This window comes from Sphaerotilus microaerophilus (genome assembly GCF_023734135.1).
In the GTDB taxonomy this organism is placed as follows: Bacteria; Pseudomonadota; Gammaproteobacteria; order Burkholderiales; family Burkholderiaceae_C; genus Sphaerotilus; species Sphaerotilus microaerophilus.
Window position 1 is genome coordinate 1,859,636 of record NZ_AP025730.1, and the last position, 18,990, is coordinate 1,878,625.

General features: G+C 72.0%; 13 protein-coding genes. 5 read left to right on the plus strand and 8 right to left on the minus strand.

What is annotated here, in order from left to right; all coding sequences use genetic code 11:
• Window positions 1–4 precede the first annotated feature (4 nt).
• Window positions 5–1,708 (minus strand): FAD-dependent monooxygenase, encoded by a 1,704-nt coding sequence (locus NGK70_RS08215; protein ID WP_251972764.1) that lies wholly within the window; start codon window positions 1,706–1,708, stop codon window positions 5–7.
• 147 nt (window positions 1,709–1,855) lie between these two features.
• Here NGK70_RS08215 and NGK70_RS08220 point away from each other — a divergent pair, with 147 nt between their 5' ends.
• Window positions 1,856–2,383 (plus strand): MarR family winged helix-turn-helix transcriptional regulator, encoded by a 528-nt coding sequence (locus tag NGK70_RS08220; protein ID WP_251972765.1) that lies wholly within the window; start codon window positions 1,856–1,858, stop codon window positions 2,381–2,383.
• Here NGK70_RS08220 and NGK70_RS08225 read toward each other — a convergent pair.
• The 4 genes from NGK70_RS08225 to NGK70_RS08245 all read right to left on the minus strand — a co-directional run bounded on the left by NGK70_RS08225 (window position 2,344) and on the right by NGK70_RS08245 (window position 9,153).
• On the minus strand, window positions 2,344–2,886 hold the full coding sequence (locus NGK70_RS08225) for a GDP-mannose mannosyl hydrolase (RefSeq protein WP_251972766.1): 543 nt from the start codon (window positions 2,884–2,886) through the stop codon (window positions 2,344–2,346). The two genes, NGK70_RS08220 and NGK70_RS08225, sit on opposite strands and share 40 nt — an antisense overlap.
• Window positions 2,887–2,962: 76 nt before the next feature.
• Window positions 2,963–4,375, minus strand: a complete 1,413-nt coding sequence (locus NGK70_RS26450; protein WP_310742588.1) for a sensor histidine kinase — start codon at window positions 4,373–4,375, stop codon at window positions 2,963–2,965.
• Window positions 4,365–7,631, minus strand: a complete 3,267-nt coding sequence (locus tag NGK70_RS08240) for a PAS domain S-box protein (protein WP_251972767.1) — start codon at window positions 7,629–7,631, stop codon at window positions 4,365–4,367. The genes NGK70_RS26450 and NGK70_RS08240 overlap by 11 nt, the downstream gene beginning before the upstream one ends.
• 22 nt (window positions 7,632–7,653) lie before the next feature.
• Window positions 7,654–9,153: a nickel-dependent hydrogenase large subunit gene (locus NGK70_RS08245; protein WP_251972768.1), complete on the minus strand. Its 1,500-nt coding sequence runs from the start codon at window positions 9,151–9,153 to the stop codon at window positions 7,654–7,656.
• Between the two features lie 218 nt (window positions 9,154–9,371).
• Here NGK70_RS08245 and NGK70_RS08250 point away from each other — a divergent pair, with 218 nt between their 5' ends.
• The gene (locus tag NGK70_RS08250) at window positions 9,372–9,749 is read left to right on the plus strand and encodes a hypothetical protein (protein ID WP_251972769.1); all 378 of its coding nucleotides are present in this window, start codon (window positions 9,372–9,374) and stop codon (window positions 9,747–9,749) included.
• A 22-nt stretch (window positions 9,750–9,771) separates the two neighbouring features.
• Here NGK70_RS08250 and NGK70_RS08255 read toward each other — a convergent pair whose 3' ends face one another.
• Window positions 9,772–10,695: a LysR family transcriptional regulator gene (locus NGK70_RS08255; protein ID WP_251973718.1), complete on the minus strand. Its 924-nt coding sequence runs from the start codon at window positions 10,693–10,695 to the stop codon at window positions 9,772–9,774.
• A 133-nt stretch (window positions 10,696–10,828) separates the two neighbouring features.
• Between NGK70_RS08255 and NGK70_RS08260 the strand changes: the two genes are divergently transcribed.
• The gene (locus NGK70_RS08260; protein WP_251972770.1) at window positions 10,829–12,958 is read left to right on the plus strand and encodes a 3-hydroxyacyl-CoA dehydrogenase NAD-binding domain-containing protein; all 2,130 of its coding nucleotides are present in this window, start codon (window positions 10,829–10,831) and stop codon (window positions 12,956–12,958) included.
• Window positions 12,959–12,992: 34 nt separating this feature from the next.
• On the opposite strand, the gene NGK70_RS08265 is transcribed toward NGK70_RS08260, so the two are convergent.
• Entirely contained in the window at window positions 12,993–13,811 is an 819-nt protein-coding gene (locus NGK70_RS08265; RefSeq protein WP_251972771.1) for an AraC family transcriptional regulator, read from the minus strand.
• A 108-nt stretch (window positions 13,812–13,919) separates the two neighbouring features.
• On the opposite strand from NGK70_RS08265, the gene NGK70_RS08270 reads away from it, so the two are divergent.
• A complete protein-coding gene (locus NGK70_RS08270) occupies window positions 13,920–14,855 on the plus strand; it encodes a DMT family transporter (protein ID WP_251972772.1) in 936 nt (311 codons plus the stop codon).
• Between the two features lie 8 nt (window positions 14,856–14,863).
• Here the strand turns inward: NGK70_RS08270 and NGK70_RS08275 are convergent, their stop codons facing one another.
• Window positions 14,864–15,982: an ABC transporter substrate-binding protein gene (locus tag NGK70_RS08275; RefSeq protein WP_251972773.1), complete on the minus strand. Its 1,119-nt coding sequence runs from the start codon at window positions 15,980–15,982 to the stop codon at window positions 14,864–14,866.
• Window positions 15,983–16,123: 141 nt separating this feature from the next.
• On the opposite strand from NGK70_RS08275, the gene NGK70_RS08280 reads away from it, so the two are divergent.
• Window positions 16,124–18,967: an ATP-binding protein gene (locus tag NGK70_RS08280; RefSeq protein WP_251972774.1), complete on the plus strand. Its 2,844-nt coding sequence runs from the start codon at window positions 16,124–16,126 to the stop codon at window positions 18,965–18,967.
• Window positions 18,968–18,990 lie beyond the last annotated feature (23 nt).

Consider the following 18,990-nt stretch of genomic DNA (forward strand, 5'->3'; position numbering starts at 1 on the left):
CGGCTCACTGCGGCAGGGCGTGGTTCAGGGCGGCCTGGAGGCGGGTGGCGTCGAGCGCCAGCCAACGGGCGCAGACGTGCTGGTCCGGGCGCAGCAGGTAGGCGCCGCCGCTGGCGCTCACACCGTAGCGCTGGCGGCAGCGGCCCTCGGCGTCCGCCAGCGTGGCGTCGGCACCGGCCACCGGCCGGGCCGCGCCGATGGCGATGACCCGCAGCGGCACGCCCCGCGCGCGGGCGGCGTCGATGACCTCGCGCAGCGCCGCGGGCAGCTCGGCGGCCTCGGTGAAGTACAGCAGCTCGAAGCCCGCCCCGTGGGCGCCGCCGAGGTGGTCGAGCAGGAAGTCGTCCGCCCCCAGGCGCACGTTGCGCGGTGGTGCGCCGTGTGCCGGGCCCTCGGTGAACAGGGCGTTGTCGTCGCCCGGGTCGTTGAGCGCCGAGTGGCTGTACTCGTGCGGCCGCGAGGTGCGCCAGTGGTAGAGCGGGCGCACGAAGTCCTGCGACAGCGACAGCGACAGCACCGCGTCGCGCAGCAGTTGGAAGCCGTGGGTCGGCGGCGTCATGAAGCGGGTGCTCTTGCCGCCTTCATCGATGATCTCGCGCGCTGCGCCGACGCGCTCGGCGCTGTGGTTGGCCAGCAGCGCCGGGCTGGCCAGCCCCTTGACGACAAAGGCCAGGTGCCAGGCCAGTGACTGGGCGTCCTGGAAGCCGGTGTTGGCACCGCGCACGCCGAAGATCGGCAGCAGGTGGGCGGCATCGCCGGCGAAGATCACGCGGCCGTGCACGTAGTCGGGCAGCGTCAGCGTGCGCGCTGAGTAGACCGAGCACCAATCCATCTCCCACGGCAGGCCGCCGTGGCCGATGGAGGCCAGCTGCGCGTCGATGCGCGCCTTCAGCGACTCGGGCTGCAGCGCCTGCTCGGGCGTCTCGCCCTTGGGCAGCTGGTAGTCGACGCGCCAGATGCCATGCGGCTCGCGGTGCATCAGCACGGTGTTGCCCGGGTTCCACTCGGGGTCGAAGAAAGCCAGCCGCTCGGTGGGCAGTGGCAGGTCGATGCGGATGTCGCAGATGACGAAGAAGCCCTCGTAGGAGGCGCCCTCCATCTGCAGGTCCATCGCGGCGCGGATGACCGAGCGCCCGCCGGAGGCATCGACCACCCAGTCGGAAGTGAGCGTGTACTCGCCATCCGGGGTGTCGATGCGCACTTCGGCGTGGTCGCCCTGCTGCGTCACCGCCACCACCTGGTTGCCCCAGCGCACATCGATCAGCGGCTGGGCGCGGCAGGCGTCGTGCAGGTACTCCTCCATGGATTGCTGCTGCACGTTGAGGATCGGGAAGAAGCGGTCGTCCTCGCTGTGCGGTGCCTCCATGCGGAACACGCGCTGGCCGCGGTAGAAGGAGTTGCCAAAGCGCCAGGGCAGGCCGCCGGCGGTCATGCGGTCGGCCACGCCAACCTGCTGCAGGATCTCCATCGAGCGGCGCGTGAAGCAGATCGCCCGGCTGCCCTGCGAGAACTGCAGCTCCGCGGTGAGCAGCACGCTGGGCACGCCATGGCGTGCCAGCTCCAGCGCGGCCACCATGCCCGCCGGGCCCGAGCCGACGATGACCACCTTCTGCCGCTCCTGGGCCGGGTGCGCCGAGGGCAGCCAGGGCTCGAAGACCTCATAGCGGTAGTAGATCGACGGGCGCGGGGTGGTGGTGGGCTGGTGCATGGCAGCGAGGAATTTGGTTGCGTGCGCAACTATATGGTCACCCAGGCCGTGCCGATTCAGGGGTAACCCCGAGCTGGAACACGGCGCTTACACTGCGCCCGCCGGCTCTGCGACCCGGTTGCGCCTTCCTTGCCCTGCGAGCACGCCTTGTCCGACCCCCTGCCCGAGACCGCCCCTAGCGACCTGCCGTTGGAGCGCACCCTGAGCTTTCGCCTGCTGATGCTGCACAAGCTCAGCGAGCGCAGCAGCGCGGTCGATTTCCTCGAAGCACTGGGCCTGACGCCCAGCGACGGCCGGGCGCTGGCGACGCTGGGCAGCTTCGAGCCGCTGTCGGTGGTGGCGCTGGCCGAGGCCTGCAGCCTGAACAAGGGCCAGGCCAGTCGCGCCGCCCAGGCGCTGGTGGACCAGGGCCTGGCACACAAGCGCGGCAGCGCCGAGGACGGCCGCGGCGTCGTGCTGACCCTCACGCCGGCCGGGCGCGAGCTGCATGCGCGCACCGTGAAGCTGGTCAACGAGCGCAGCCGCGGCATCTTCGGCTGCCTGAGCGAGGCCGAGCAGCAGCTCTTCAGCGACCTGCTCGACCGGCTGATCGAGCACAACCGACGGCGCGATGGGCTCCCCGGGGGGCGCCCCGGTCAGGGGATGCGCGTGGCGTCGATGCCGGTGTCGAAGTAGGCGCGGCTGTTCAGGTGCACCTGCGGGTCGGCGACCAGGGCGTTGGGCGCGAACCAGCGCAGCTCGCCGTGCTGGGCATCGGGCTGCAGGGTGGCGGCCTGCGCCTCGTCCAACGTCAGCTGGTAGGCCAGCACCACGTAGTGCGTGCCGATGCCCGGCGCGCCGGCAAAGTTGTCGTCGTACAGATGCTCCCAGACGCGCAGGAAGGTCACCGGCGGCAGCGCGTCGGCGTCCAGGCCGAGTTCGACCGAGGCGATGCGCCGCAGCGCCTGCGCCACCCGTTCGCCCTTGCGGATGCGCCCGCCCGGCACGAACCAGCTCGCCTGCGCTGGGCGGTTGTGCCGCCAGCCCAGCAGCACCTCGCCGCCCGGGCGGTGGCAGATCAGGTCGATCGAGACCAGCGGCGTGTGTTCGACGATCCCCAGCAGGGTGTCGCGGGGCAGTTGGGGTTGCGGGAGCGGGAGCGGGTCCGGTTGCGCTTGGGGCGTGGGCAGGGCTTGCATGGGGAGCGAGGGGAGCGAAGGGAGCGGAGAGCGGAATGGGCCGCGATCTTCGCCGCTCATGCAGGGCCGGCCACTTTCAAGCCGCCGTGGCGGGGGTCGGATCGGCGCAGCGCGGCAACTCCAGCACGAACTCCGCGCCGCCCTCGGCGTGGTTGCCGGCCAGCAGCCGCCCGCCGTGCTGCTCGACGATGCCGTAGCTGATCGACAGCCCCAGCCCGGTGCCCTTGCCCACCGGCTTGGTGGTGAAGAAGGGGTCGAACAGCCGGCTCAGGTGCTCGTCGGCGATGCCCGGGCCGTTGTCGCGGAAGGTCAGGCGCGCCAGCGGGCCGTCGCACTGGCCGTCGATCCACAGCGTCGGCGTGGTGGCGCCGCTGCCGTCCTGGACCCGGGCGGCGGCGGCGTCGTAGGCGTTCTGGACCAGGTTCATCAGCACCTGCAGCAGCTGGCCGGCGTTGCCCATCGCGTGGCAGGGCGGCCCGGGCTGCCAGTGCACCGTGAAGGCGGGGGCGGTGCCCTTCTGCACCCAGTGGATGGCACGCTCGATCACGCCATTGAGGTCCACCGGCGCGATCTCGCCGCGGTCCTTGGCGGAAAAGCGCTTCAGGCCGTTGACGATGTCGGCGGTGCGCTGCGCGCCTTCGAGCGTGCCCTCCATCAGCGAAGGCAGGTCGGCCAGCAGGTGGTCGATGCGCAGCTTGCGGCGCAGCTCGGCCAGCGCCACGGGGGCGGCGCCGGCGTGGATGGCGCCCAGGTAGGTGCGCAGCCGCTCGCCATAGCGCCCCAGCGCGTGCACGTTGCCGAGCACGAAGCTGATCGGGTTGTTCAGCTCGTGCGCCACGCCGGCCACCAGGCGGCCCAGCGAAGCCATCTTCTCCGAGTGCAGCAGCTGCTGCTGGGTGCGCTTGAGCGCCTCGTGGGCCTCGCGCAGCTGGTGGTAGGCGCGCTTGAGCTCGCCCATCGGCCGGCCGACGAAGACCATGCCGACGCGCCGCCCGCTGGCGTCGAAGCGCGGCGTGCCGTTGAAGTCCACCGGCACGCGCTGGCCCTGGGCGTCGCGCAGCTCCACCTCGACGACGGTGCCGCCGCGCTGCAGCGCGGGGGTGTCCAGCACCTGGCGGATGCGGGCGGCGCTGGCCTCGTCGGCCATCAGCCGGGTGAGCGGGCTGCCGCGCAGCGCGCGCTCGTCGCGGCCGACCAGCTCGCACAGCGCGGCGTTGGTTTCCTCGATCTCGCCGGCGCTGTTGCAGGCGGCCAGCACGTCGCTCATCGCCTCCAGGAGGCTGAAGATGAAGCGCTGCGACTGTTCCAGCTGGGCGTTCTTCTCCTCCAGCGCGACCTCGTCGGCGACGAGCTGGGAGTACACCTCGTCCATCTTGTGGATCACGTCCAGCCAGGTGGACTCGTCCACGCCGGCCAGGTCCTCGCCGGGCACGGCGGGCAGGCCCGGCAGGGCGGGGCGCTTCAGTCCGGTGAGGTGTTCAGGGGTCATGGCGGTGGCGGCTGGTGCCCCGCGCGTGGCGCAGGGTTTGCAGCGCGGTGTCGAAGTCGAAGGCGGCCACCTGCCGGCGCAGCTGCTCGGTGGCCGCCGTGCCCAGGGCCGCCTGCAGCGCGACGGCCTGCTGCTCCAGCGCAGCGCGGGCACCCGGATCGCCGCGGTGCAGTTGCTCGGCGAGCAGGTCGAGGTCCACCGGGCTGCCGGCCGCGGCCGCGGCTGTGCGCGGCGTGGTGCCGGGGGGCAGGGCCTGGTGGATCGCGCTGGTGAGCCGCTGCAGCTCGCGGCGGGTGCCGGCCAGCAAGGTCTCCAGCGCAGGGGCGCCCGCCCCGTCGCGGCCGCGCAGCCGTTCGCAAAGCGTGTCGGCCTGTTTGAACAGCGCCCGCGCGCCCAGGTTGCCGGCCACACCCTTGAGCGTGTGTGCCAGCTGGGCGGCGTGCTCGAGCTCGCCGGCGTCGACCAGGCGCTGCAGCTCGTCGCCATCGCGCTCGTGGCGGGCGGCGAAGCTGCCGAGCAGGGCAAGGTAGGTGGCGGTGCGCCCGCGCACCAGCGCCAGGCCGCGGGCACTGTCCAGCCCGGGCAGGTGCAGCAGCACCTCGGGCAACGCGGCCGCGGTGGCCGGTGCAGCTTGGGCCACCGGTCCGGGCGGTGCGGGCGGTGTCGCGGGAGGAACCGGTGGGGGCGGCCCGGCCGGCTGCAGCATGGGGGCGGGCAGGTCCAGCCGGATCTGCTCCAGCGTGACCGGGGCCGGCTCGGCCGAGGGGCGTGGGGTGGCTGGTGCGGTCGGCGTTGCCTGTGCGGCGGACAGCCAGCGCAGCACCGCCGCATAGAGCGCGTCGGGGTCCACCGGCTTGACGAGGAAGTCGCTCATGCCCGCCGCCAGGCAGGCGTGGCGGTCCTCGCTGAAGGCGTTGGCGGTGAGGGCGATGATGGGCAGGTGGGCCAGGCCAGGCAGGGTGCGGATGCGCCGGGTGGCCTCCAGGCCGTCCATGCCGGGCATCTGCACGTCCATCAGCACCAGGTCGAAGGTGCCCTGCCGGGCGCGTTCGACCGCCTGGTGGCCGTCCGCGGCCACGTCCACCCGCAGCCCGGCCAGCGTCAGCAACTCGGTGACCACCTCGGCGTTGATCGAGTTGTCCTCGGCGAGCAGCACGCGCGCGCCGCGGTGGTGGCGGCGCAGCCCTTGCTCCGCGGGCTCCGCGCTGCGGCGGGGCAGCTGGGCCAGGTCGACCAGGGCGCCAAAGTCCGACAGGGGCGGCGGCTCCACACCGGCCGCACCCGCCGGGTGCAGCTCCTCCAGCGTCACGGTGAACCAGAAGCAGCTGCCCTGGCCCGTCTCGCTGCGCAGGCCCACCTCGCCGCCCATGGCCTCGACCAGCCGGCGCGCGATCGCCAGCCCCAGCCCGGTGCCGCCATGCCGGCGGCTGATGGAGGCATCGGACTGCTCGAAGGGCTCGAAGATGCGCTGGCGCTGCTCGGCTCCCACGCCGATGCCGCTGTCCTCGACCTCGAAGCGCAGCCTGACGCGCGTGCCGGCGCGCTCCAGCAGCCGCACGCGCAGGGTGATGTGGCCGGCTTCGGTGAACTTGACCGCGTTGCCGGCAAAGTTCAGCAGTGCCTGGCGCAGCCGGGTGGGGTCGCCGCGCAGCCACACCGGCATGGGCTGCCCCGGGCCCAGCTGGCTGACCAGCTCGCTGCGCAGCGCCAGGTGCTTGGCCTGCGCGGCCTCGGTGATCATCGTGCCCACGTGCTCGATCACGCCGGCCAGCGCGAAGTCGGCCTGCTCCAGTTCGAGCCGGCCGGCCTCGATCTTGGACAGGTCCAGCACATCGTTGATCAGCGCGAGCAGGTGATGCGAGGCCGTCTCGACCTTCTTGAGCCGCTCGGTCTGCTCGGGCGTGGCCGCCGAGCGGCGCAGCAGCCGCGTCAGCCCGACAATGGCGTTCATCGGGGTGCGGATCTCGTGGCTGACGTTGGCCAGGAACGCGCTCTTGGCGCGGCTGGCCGCCTCGGCGCGCTCGCGTGCCTCGGCGAGCTGGGCGGTGCGCTGCGTCACCAGCTCTTCCAGGTGGTCGCGATGCTGCCCCAGCTCCGCATCGAGGCGCCTGCGCTCGCTGATGTCCTGGTGGATGCCCACCGCGCGCAGCGGACGGCCCTGCTCGTCGCGCACCAGCACCCGGCCGGCGTCTGCCACCCAGACCCAGTGGCCATCGCGGTGGCGCAGGCGGTGTTCGCAGTGGTAGGAGGGCGTCTCGCCGCGCAGGTGGCGCAGCAGCGCGTCGTTGGCCGCGCTGGCATCGTCGGGGTGGATCAGCTGCTCCCAGGTCGATATGTGTGGTTCGATCTCGCCCAGGCGGTAGCCCAGCATGTCGGCCCAGCGCTCGTTGAAGGTCACGTGCCCGCTCGGGATGTCCCAGTCCCACAGGCCGAGCGCCGCGCCTTCGATGGCCATCGCCAGGCGCTGCTCGCTGTCGCGCCGGGCCTGCTCGGCCAGGTGCTGGGTGGTCACGTCCTGGATCGTGCCGATCATGCGCAGCGGCTGGCCCTGCGCATCGCACTCCAGCCGGCCCAGGCCATGCACCCAGCGCTCCTCGCCATCGCGGCGGCGCAGGATGCGGTAGCAGCGGTCGAAGGGCCGGGCCTGGCCCAGCACCTGCCCGGTGAGGTAGGCCTGCATCACGGACCGATCGTCCGGGTGGAGCAGGTCCACCCAGGCGGCGACGTCGTGCGGCTCGTCCGCATCCAGGCCGAGGATCTCGTCGAGCATCGGCGAGCAGGTCCACAGCCCGCTGGCCGTGTCCAGCACGTAGTGGCCCACGCCGCCGATGCGCTGTGCCTCCAGCAGCTGGTCGGAGCGGGCGCGCAGCCGGTCCTCGGCGAGGCGGCGCTCGGTGATGTCGCGCCCCACGCCGTAGACCCCGATCGGCTGGCCCGCCCGGTCGCGCAGCGGGCCGAGCACGAAGTGGAAGGTCCGCAGGCCCTCGGGGGTGGCGAGCTGCTCTTCGCGCACATGCGGCTGGCCGCTGGCGAGCACGCGCTGTCGCAGCGCAGCCACCTCGTCGGCTTGCGCGCCCGGCAGCACTTCGGCCTCGCTGCGCCCGATCAGCTCCGTGGCCGTGCGGCCCAGCAGGGCGGCAGCGCGGCGGTTGACGAAGAGGTAGCGCCCGTCCCGGTCCTTGGCCAGGATGGCGTCGTCCGAGCTGTCGGCCAGCGCAGACAGCACCTCCAGGTCGGACGGGATGGCGTCGGTCATGGCAGTTCCGTGGCGTGGTCCATCAGTGCACCGTGCAGACCATGCAGGGGTCGAAGGAGCGCACGATGTGCTGCACCGCCACCGGCGTGGTCTCGCCCGGGCGCACCGGCGCGCCGACCAGGGCCGCTTCCAGCGCGCCCGGGCGGCCCTGCGCGTCGCGCGGGGAGAAGTTCCAGCTCGTGGGCGCGACGATCTGGTAGTTGGCGATGCGACCCTGCTGCACCTCCACCCAGTGGCCCAGCGCGCCGCGCGCGGCCTCCACCAGCCCGCAGCCCCGGCCCTCGCGCGGCAGGCTGAGGGGGTGGCACCAGGGGGCGCCGTCGCGCAGCTGCGCCAGGCTGTCCTCCATCCAGGGCAGCACCTGCGCCAGTTCGAACAGCCGGGCAAGCACGCGGGTGTAGACCGTGCCGCCGCTGCGGGCCACTGCGGCGCGCAGCAGGGGCTGGCCGGCCACCAGCTGGCGCGCCAGGGCGCCGGTCTGCACCACCTGGCCGGCCAGGCGGGGCGCCTTGTTCCAGGTGTAGGCGCCGGGCTTGTCGGGTGCCGGTTCGGTCACGCCCTGTGCCGGGTGGCGCGGCGGGGCGTTGCCGCTGGCGGTGGCTGGGTCAGCCAGCCAGGCGTGCTGCAGGTCCTCGCTCACTTCGGCGGGGTCGAAGGCCCGCAGCGTGCCCGCCGTGGCATCCCACACGCCCGCCGGCAGGCGGGGCGTGCCGGCCCCATCCGCATGGGCGCCGTGGCTGAGGTAGAGCGCCGGGCCGGCGCCGAGCTGGTCCAGCCCCAGGTCGGCAGCGATGGCCAGGAAGAGCTGCAGGTCGCTCATCGCCGGGCCGATCGGCGCGCGGGCGGGCAGGGCGGCGTCCAGCGCAGCCTCGCTGTGCCAGCCGGCCGCCACCTCCAGCGGGACGCCGAACACGCCCGTTTCCAGGAAGGCGCGGAACTCACGCAGCTGCGCAAGCAGGCGCAGCCGCTCGGCGCGTTCGATGGCACGTGCGCTGCCCCCCGGCTCGATGCTCAGGGTGTGCGGCCACTTGCCGCCGAGCGTGCCCATCAGCGTGAACCAGCGCTGCCGAGCCGCGGTGGCACGCCGGGCGTGCTCGCCCTGTCCGCTGGCCGACAGTGCCGCAAAGCGCCGCAGCGCCTCGCCATGCCAGGGCCGGTCGGCGTAGACCGGCCGGGTGAAGTCCGGCATGAAGAAGAGGTAGAAGTGCGTCAGGTGGTCGGCCAGGTTCTCGCAGGCCAGCATCAGCTCGGTGGCGAGCCGGCCGTTGGGCGCCGGCTCGATGCCGGCCAGGTCGGCCAGAGCCCTTGCGGCGGCCACCGACTGCGACACCGAGCAGATGCCGCACAGCCGCGGCACGATCACCAGCGCATCGTGCGGGTCGCGCCCGCGCAGCATGGCCTCGAAGCCGCGGTACATCGGCGCGTTGACCTGCGCGCTGCGCACCTGGCCATCGGCGACCTCAAGCTGTACTTCCAGGTCGCCTTCGACACGGTTGAAAGGGCCGACGATCAGGCGGGTCATGGCAGCAGCAGCGGGAATCAGGAAGGCAGCGAGGCCAGAGGAAGGGAGGCGCAGCGGAGGCAGCGGGCCGGCGGCCCAGCCAGCATGATGCCAGCCGCGGCAGTGGCCCTGCCGTGCGGGGGGCTGTGGCATGATCCGCGCCCTTCTCCCCCTTCCTAGCCTCGCACCAGGCCGGGGCTCCGGCGCGCCAGGCGATGCCGCGACCGGCCGCACACCCCATGGACCTGCAACTGCCCATCCGCATCCACGACGAACTCAGCGATGACGTGATCGAGGCCACTGGCATGCTCGATCTCGCCAGCGGTGACATCCGCGACGTGAAGTACATCGACCACGACCTCGCCGAGGACGGTTTCCCCGCCGACAGCGAGGACTACGAGTTCACCTGCGGCACGCTGAGCAACGGCAGCAAGGAAGTCGAGTTCCGCATCGAGGTGGACCGCATGGGCCGCAAGTACTCGATCACCACCGACGAGCTGCTCGAACTCAAGGGCCGCGCCGCCAAGCTGTTCACCGCACCGCCCCCCGGCGCCCAGCCGGCGGCCCCGGCGAAGAAGACCGCCCGCAAGACGGCAGGCAAGACCGCGCGCCGCTGAAGCCAGGACGGCGAGAGCCGGCCTACGCGGGCGCGCCGACCTGCGCCGCCTCGGCCAGGCGGGTGCGCCCCAGCGCCAGCAGCTCGTCCAGGAAGGTGCGGATCGCGCGGGTCTGGTAGCGGTCGGGCATGTGCAGCACCACCATGTGGGTGCCGAAGATCGACAGCCGCCAATCGGTCAGCAGCAGGCCGAGCCGGCCGGCGGCCACGTCGGCGGCCACCACGTAGTCGGGCAGCAGCTCGATGCCCAGCCCGGCGTCCACCGCCTGGTGCAGGAACTGGAAGTTCTCTGACGTCAGCGTCGGCTCCAGCGCCACCTCGCGGCGCTCGCTGCCGCGGTAGGCCGCCAGCCGCAGGGAGCGGCCCGACACCCCGGCGGTGAGCACCGGTGCCTGGCTCAGCGCCTCGGGCTCCAGCGCCATGGGGTTGGCCGCGATCCAATGGGGCGCGGCGCAGGCCACGTGCCGCACCGGGCCGAGCGTGTGCGCCACCAGCGTGGGTGGCGGCTCGCTCATCACCCGCACCGCCAGGTCCACCTCGTCGCGCAGCAGGTCGTCGACGCGGTTGTCGAACAGCACGTCCAGCACGATGCCCGGGTGGCGACGCTTGAAGTCGATCAGCCAGGGCGCCAGCACCACCTGGCCGAAGCCGGTCGGTACGCCCAGGCGCACGCGGCCGTGCAGACCCTGGCCGAGACTGGCCAGCGCCTCCTGCGCGGCCGTCAGCTCACCCTGGATCGCCCGGCCGTGCTGCAGCAGCCGCAGCCCCGCCTCGGTGGGCTCGACCCGCCGCGTGGTGCGCCGCACCAGCTGCATGCCCACCGCGCGCTCCAGCTGGTTGAGGTGGTAGCTCACGTTGGCGCGCGTCATCTTGAGCTTGCGCGCGGCCTGGCTGAGGTTGCCGGCGTCCAGGATGTCGACCAGCAAGGTCAGGGCGGAGGCGTCCAGCGGCGTCATGGGGTGGAGTCTGTCAAATGGTGTTTGACGGATTGTCAATGTTTGCTGGAATTGTCAAACAGGCTGAGACGCTGAACAATCCCGCCCACCGCCGGAAACCGGCTGCAGGAGACAAGGGAACCCGATGAGCCACCGCACCCAGCCCAACTACGAACTGCAAGGCGCCGCTGCTGACGGTGCGGCCGACGTCGCCGTCGTCACCCTGTCCAACCCGCCGGTCAACGGCCTGGGCCTGGCGCTGCGCCGGCAGATTCACGCCGCCGTCACGGCCGCGCAGGCCGACGACCAGGTGCGCGCCATCGTGCTGATCGGCAGCGACAAGGCCTTTTCCGGCGGGGCGGACATCCGCGAGCTGGGCACGCCCGCGCAGCTGACCGAGCCGCTGCTGCGCGACGTGCTGGCAGCAGTGGAGAACAGCGCCAAGCCGGTGGTCGCGGCGATCTCGGGCGTCTGCCTGGGCGGCGGCCTGGAGCTGGCGCTGGCCTGCCAGCACCGCGTCGCGCTGGCCACGGCTCAGCTTGGACTGCCCGAGGTCAAGCTCGGCCTGATCCCCGGCTCCGGCGGCACCCAGCGCCTGCCCCGCCTGCTGCCGCTGGCGCAGGCGGCGGACCTGGTGCTGTCGGGCCGCAGCGTCTCGGCGCTTTCGCTGGCCGGCACGGCGCTGCTCGACCAGGTGGTGGATGGCGCTCAGGCCGATCGCGCCGCCCTGCTGGCCGCGGCGGTGGCCTTCGCGCAGCAGCTGCCTGCGGGGGGCTCGCCGCGCACCCGCGACCGCGCGCTGCTGGGCAGCGATGCCGACCTGGCCGATGCGCGCGCCGGGGTCGCCAAGCAGAAGCTGCTGGATGCGCCGCGTGCGGCGCTGCAGGCGCTCGAAGGCGCACTCAGCGGAGATTTCGACGCCGGGCTGCAGCGTGAGCGCGAGCTCTTCCTGGCGCTGCAGGCCGGGCCGCAGTCGCGCGCGCTGCGCCACCTCTTCCAGGCCGAGCGGCTGGCCGCCAAGGTCGCCGACCTGCCTGGCGACACTCCCACGCGCGCCGTGCGCCGCGTCGGCGTGGTCGGCGCTGGCACGATGGGCACCGGCATCGCGTTGAACTTCATCGCCATCGGCCTGCCGGTGGTGCTGGTCGAGGCCAAGGACGAGGCGCTGCAGCGTGGCCTGGCCACGCTGAAGAAGCACGACGAGGACGGCCTGAAGAAGGGCCGCTTCACCGCCGAGCAGGTGGCCCAGCGCGCCACGCTGGTCACCGCGTCGACCGACTACGCCGCCTTTGCCGACTGCGACCTGGTGATCGAGGCGGTGTTCGAGGACATGGCGGTCAAGCACAGCGTGTTCCGCCAGCTCGACGCGGTCTGCAAGCCCGGCGCGATCCTGGCCAGCAACACCTCGACGCTGGACGTGGGCGAGATCGCGGCGGTGACGGCGCGCCCGGCCGACGTGGTGGGCCTGCACTTCTTCAGCCCGGCCCACATCATGAAGCTGCTGGAGATCGTGCGCGTGAAGACGCCGGTGCCCACCGCGCCGGAGGTGCTGGCCACCGCGCTGGAGGTCGCCAGGCAGATCGGCAAGAAGCCGGTGGTCAGCGGCGTGTGCGACGGCTTCATCGGCAACCGCATGCTGGCGGGCTACTTTGCCCAGGCCAACCAGGCGGTGCTCGAAGGCGCCGAGCCGACCGCGGTGGACCGCGCCATCGAGGGCTTTGGCCTGGCGATGGGGCCGCTGCGCATGAACGACCTGGCCGGCATCGACATCGGCTGGGCCTCGCGCCGTCGCCGCAGCGCCCAGCAGGGCCGCGACGTGACGCTGCTGGCCGACCGCATTGCCGAGACCGGCCGCTTCGGCCAGAAGACCGGCAGCGGCTGGTACCGCTACGAGGCCGGCAACCGCACGCCGCAGCCCGAGCCGCAGACGGAGGCCGTGATCGCCGCCTACCGCCAGGCCAAGGGCGTGACGGCGCGCGCGGTGGGCGCCGAGGAGGTCGTCGAACGCTGCATCTACGCGCTGGTGGCCGAGGGCGCGCGCATCCTGGACGAGGGCATCGCCCAGCGCGCCAGCGACATCGACGTGGTTTACACCGCCGGCTACGGCTTCCCGGCCTGGCGCGGCGGGCCGATGGCCTACGCGCAGGAGGTCGGCTGGGCGAAGGTGGTGGCGCGCATGGGTGACTTTGCCGCCCAGGCGCAGGCGGTGGGTGACGTGCATGCCGCGGCGTTCTGGACGCCGTCGCCCTGGCTGCAGCAGCAGGCGGCGGCCTGAACAACAGCCCGGCGCGCCGTCGCGTGCCCGTCGTTCAGCGATCTGCTGCGCGGGCAGAGGATGCGGTCAGGCGGCCGGTGCGCTGCTCATCGGGCGTGACGCCGGTCATGCGGTGGAACATCGCGATGAAGGCCGAGGCGCTGGCGTAGCCCAGGTCCAGGGCGATGGTCTCGACCTTCTCGCCCGCCTCCAGCCGGGGCAGAGCGGCCACCACGCGCAGGCGCTGGCGCCATTCGGCGAAGGTCATGCCCAGGTCACGCTGGCAGCGGCGGCTGAGCGTGCGCTCGGTGCTGTGGTGCTGCGCGGCAAGTTTGGCAAGCGCCCGGCTGTCGCCGGGGTGGGCCTGCAGCGCCTGCAGCAGCGCGCCCAGCACCGGGTCGTCCGAGCGCGGCAGGTAGCTGCCCACGCAGCGGGCGTGCGCGAGCTGGTCGACCAGCACTTGCAGCAGGCGCTGCGCATCGGGGCTGTGCGGCAGCGCGGGCGGCTCGGCGCGCAGGTGCTCCAGCACGGCGCGCGCCAGCGGGCTGACCGCCAGCGCGCAGGTCGTGACCGGCAGCGCCGCGCAGAGCTCGGCGCTCACGTAGAGCGAGCTGAACAGCGTCTCGCGCCGGTTCAGGCCGCGGTGCTCCACCCCCGGCGGCAGCCAGATGCCGAACTGCGGCGGCGCCAGGTAGTGCTCTTCGGCCAGCTCCACCTCCATCACGCCGCTGAAGGCGTAGACGAACTCGCCCCAGGCGTGGCGGTGCGTCGGGTAGGTGGCCTGGGCCGGCATCTGCTCGGCACGGAAGACGATCGGCGCGGGCAGCGCATCCCGATAGGGCGGCTGGTGCAGCGTGGGGGCGTTGCGAGGCATGGGGTTGTCGGGTTGCAGCGATCGATTGTCCGGAATTCGCTATCTCGATGAAACAAGCCATCGGGACAATGCGGGCGTCGCCACCACCCCGCCCGAACGAGCCCCCCAATGGACCAACGCCTCGCCCTCGATGGCCGCGCCACCGGCCTGATGACGCTGCTGTGCGTCGTCTGGAGCCTGCAGCAGATCTCGCTCAAGGCCGCGGCGCCCGATGTGGGCCCGATGCTGATGGTCGGGCTGCGCTCGGGCATCGCCGCGCTGCTGGTGGTCGCGCTGATGCGCTGGCGGGGCGAGCCGCTGCGGCTGACCCCCGGCGGCTGGCGCGCCGGCCTGGTGGTGGGCGCGCTGTTCGCCTTCGAGTACCTGCTGGTGGCGCAGGCGCTGCTGCTCGCGCACGCTTCGCATGTGGTGGTGTTCCTCTACACGGCGCCGATCTTCGCGGCGCTCGGCCTGCACGCGCGGCTGCCGGCCGAGCGGCTGCACTGGAGCCAGTGGCTGGGTATCGGCATCGCCTTCTTCGGCATCGCGGTGGCCTTCCTGGGCCGCGGCGCAGCCGTTGGCGCTGCTCACCGGGATGGGGCGGTCCTGCTGGGCGATACGCTGGCGCTGCTGGCCGGGGTGTCCTGGGGCGCGACCACGGTGACGATCCGCTGCACGGTGCTGGCCCGGGTGCCGGCCACCGAGTCGCTGCTCTACCAGCTGGTGTGTGCCTGTGTGCTGCTGCTGCCGGCGGCACTGCTGTTCGGCCAAGGGCATTTCGCGGCCACGCCCGACGCCTGGAGCCACCTGGCGTTTCAGAGCGTGGTGGTGTCCTTCGCCAGCTTCCTCGCCTGGTTCTGGCTGCTGCGCCACTACCTGGCGTCGCGCCTGGGCGTGTTCTCGTTCCTGACGCCGGTGTTCGGCGTGCTGCTGGGGATCTGGCTGCTCGGCGAGCCGGTGGAAGCTGGCTTTGTGGCGGGCAGCGCGCTGGTGCTGGGCGGCATCGTGCTGGTCAGCGGCTCGGGCTGGCTGCGGCTGGCGGTGGGCCGGGCCAGGGCCGCCTGAACGCCCGATCAGATGCGCACGTAGCGCCCGTCGCGGATCTCGGTGAAGAAGACCTTGCGCGGCGTGTCCCCGTTGGCGTCGAAGGTGATGGTCTGCTGCAGCCCGGGGTAGGGGCCGCTGCGCAGGGCGGCGTCCTTCATCGACTCGCCCGACTTGCGGTTCTTCAGTGCGGTGAGCACCACCGTGGCGGCGTCGTAGGCCGACACCGAGCTGTAGCCCGGCTTGCGCTGGAAGCGCTTGAAGTAGGCCTCGGAGAACTCCTTGAAGCGCGGCGTCGTGTCGTCGCGGTCGAAGTTCTGCACGATCAGCAGGCCCTCGACCACCTGGCCACCCAGCTCGATCAGCTGCTCGGTGGCCGCCCATTCGGACGCGCCGATGGGCAGGCTCGGCGCCTGCTTGCGGGCCTGCTGGGCCAGCCTGGCCACATCGAGCGCACCGGAGACGAAGAACAGGCTGTCGGGCTGGCTGGCCAGCATCTTGCCCACCACGCCAGCGAAGTCCGCATCGGCGGCCGATTCATAGGGCACCTCGGCGGCCAGCTTCTGGCCGGTGGCGGTCACGGCCGTGCGGAACTCTTTCAGCCAGGACTCCGTGAAGTTGCGGTTGCGCGTGTCGTAGGCCACCGCGATGGCCTTCTGGCCGCGGCCGAGCATCACCTTGGCGTAGTCGCTGGCGTTGTCGCGCGTGGTGCGGTTGATGCGGAAGAGGTTGTCGTCCTTGCCGTAGAAGTCCATCGAGGTGATGGTGGGGCTGACCTGGAAGATGCCGGCCGCGCCCGTGATGGGCACGATCACCTTGGCCATGCCGCTGGTGAAGGGGCCGATCACCGCCTCCGCCTTGGCCTCCACGAGCTCCCTGGCCGACTTGGCGGCGGTGCCGGCGTTCTGCGCGTCGTCACGCTGGATCAGTTCCACCATGCGCCCGCCGGCGCCGCCGGCGCGGTTGAACTCCTCGACGGCCAGGATCACGCCATTCAGGCCGGACTGGCCGTTGTCCGAGTTGCGGTCGGACAGCCCGCCGATGAAGCCGAGCTGGAAGGGCTTCTGCGGGCCGCAGCCGGTGAGCGCGAGGGCGCCGAGGCTGGCCACGCCCGACAGGGTGGCACAGAGCAGGGTGCGTCGATGCATGGAGGTGTGTCCTTTGGCTTGCACAGGTGGGCGCGCGGGCGTGGATCGGGAGGGCTTGTCAGAGCGCTTGCGCCGCCGCGGCGCAGCGATGTTAAGTAGTACGCTCAGCGGCCGATAAGCCCAGGAGTGCCCGAAAACCCGATGAATTCGACGCGTCCTGTTGCTGCTGCTTCCGTTCTAGCGTCGAAGCTGGCGATTTCTCGCCTCGGCCGCTGGCGCCAGGCCTGGAATGGCTCGCTGCGCTTTCGGCTGATGGCGCTCGGGCTGATGCCGCTGGTGGGCGCATTTCCCTTCGTCATCGCGGTGCTGGTGCTGGTGGGCGGTGAGCGTGCCAACAGCCTGCTCAGCTCGAACCTGCAGAGCAACCTCTCGGCGGCCAGCAACTACCTCGATCAGCTCAAGACCCAGGCCGCCACCCGGGTGTCGCAGCTGGCCCGTTCCGAGCGCCTGGTGCAGCTGGTCGATGACCCGGGCAGCCGCCGGGAGCTGGACCGCCACCTGCGCACGGCCGCCGAGGGCGCTGGGCTGGACTTCCTGATCGCCGCCACCGCCGATGGCAGCGTGATCGGCTCCAGCACCAACGTCGCGCAGGGGCAGCGCATCCCCGACTCCTGGGTGATCCGCCAGGCGCGCATCGGCGTGGCCAATGCGGCCTACGAACGGTTCGAGGCCCGGCAGCTGCTGGCCTTTGCGCCGGCTTTTCCGGAGCAGGCGCGCATTGCCCTCGAAGGCAACCAGGGCGCCGAGACACGCGCACTGCTGATCAACGCCGCGGCGCACTTTCCGCTGTCGGTGCGGGTGAGCGACGTGATCCTGGTGGGCGGCGTGCTGCTCAATCGCAATTTCCCGCTCATCGAGCACATGCGCGAGGTCATCTACCCGGTGGGCAGCCTGCCCGATGACGCCGAGGGCATGACCTCCATCCACCTCGGCGGCGTCAGCGTGGCCACCAGCCGCCAGCGCCTGCAGGGGCAGCGGGCCGTGGGCACGCAGGCGGCGCCCGAGGCGGTGGAGCGGGTGATGCGTGCCGGCCAGCACTGGACCGGCCTGCTCGACGTCGGTGGCACCTCCTACATGGCCGGCTACGCCGACCTGCGCGATGGCGAGGGGCAGGTCATCGGCATGATCGGGGCCGGCTTTCCGGACACGCCGTATCAGCGCATGACCTGGGTGCTGCTGGGCATGATCGCCGGGCTGCTGGCGCTGACCCTGCTGCTGATCTCGGTGCTGTTCCTGCGCGCCGGGCGGGAGCTGACGCAGCGGCTGGAGCGCATCGCGCAGACCATGTCGCTGGTGCGCCAGGGCGACCGCCAGGCCCGCGTGGGCGTGCCATTGCGCGATGACGAGCTGGGGCGGCTGTCGCAGCACTTCGACGTCCTGCTCAACACCATCGAGGAGCAGGACGCCCGCCAGCGTGCCGCGCAGCAGGCGATTGCGGATGAGGCGTCGCGGCGCCGGGCGCTGTTCGAGAACGAACGCGACGGCGTGGTCATCCTGAACGCCGATGGCAGCGTGTTCGAGGCCAACCCCAAGGCGGCGCAGATGCTGGGCTGCAGCATCGACGAACTGCAGCGCAGCCGGTTGGGCGACTGGGACACGGGCTTCCGCCAGGAGCGCCTGGACCGCCTGCTCTCGCAGGGGTCCGAAGGGGCCAAGGAGGGCCTGTTCTTCGAGACGACCCACCGCCGCTGCGACGGCAGCAGCTACGCCGCCGAGGTGTCGGTGAGCGTGGCGACCTGGGGCGAGCGGCATTTTGTCTTCCTGCTGCTGCGCGACATCTCGGAGCGCAAGGCGGTGGAGGCCGAGTTGGCGCGGTACCGCAGCGACCTGGAGCGGCTGGTGGAGCAGCGCACCGCGGAACTCAACGACCGCAGCGAGCAGCTCGATGCCATCTTCGCGCTCAGTCCGGACGGGTTTGTCTCCTTCGACGGCGAGCAGCGTGTGCGCTTTGCCAACCGCGCCTTCCTGCGTCTGTCGGGGCTGGAGATGGCGGACGTGGTGGGCATGGACGAAGTCGCCTTCTCCAGGCGGCTCCAGGCGGCCTGCCGGGAGAGTGCGCCCTTTCCGCAGGTGGCGCAGTTGCGTGCGGAGCGGCAGCGTGCCACCGAGGCGGCGTCCAGCAGCTACTTGCCCGACGAGACCCCGGGGGCGCCTCTGCCGCCAGCGCCGGCCGAACTGCGCCGCAGCTTCGAGCTGCTGCAGCCGCGCCCGCGCGTGGTGGAGGTGGGCATCCGCATGGCGCAGGCCGACAACGTCTCGCAGGTGCTGTACTTCCGCGATGTGACGCGCGAGACCGAGGTGGACCGCATGAAGAGCGAGTTCCTCTCCACGGCCGCGCACGAGCTGCGCACGCCGATGACCAGCATCTACGGCTTCGTGAAGCTGCTGCGCATGCGCGAGTTCGACGCGCCGCGGCGCAACGACCTGCTCTCCACCATCGCCCAGCAGTCCGAGCTGATGATCACCATCATCAACCAGTTGCTGGACCTGGCCCGCATCGAGGCCCGCCGCGGGCAGGACTTCAAGTTCGAGTCCCTGGCGTTGCAGGACGTCGTCGCATCGGTCACCGCCGGCTACCAGCCCCCGGCCGGCCGGGACTCCCCGGTGATCGCCACCTGCGCGCAGCCGCTGCGCATCCGGGGGGACAGCCAGAAGCTCCAACAGGCGCTGCTGAACATCGTGGCCAACGCCTACAAGTATTCACCCGGCGGCGGTGCGGTCGAGATCGGCTACCGGCTGGGCGATCACGCGGGCATCGAGTGCCACGGGGTGGAGGTGCGCGACCAAGGCATCGGCATGACCGAGGAGCAGCGCAGCCATGTCTGCGAGCGCTTCTACCGTGCCGACGCTTCGGGCAATATCCCGGGCACCGGCCTGGGCATGGCCATCGTCAAGGAGATCGTCGAGCTGCACCAGGGCGAGCTGGACATCACCAGCGAGCCGGGCCAGGGCACGAGCGTCACGATCTGGATCCCGGCGGCTTGAGCGGCGTCTGCCGCCGGCCCCGC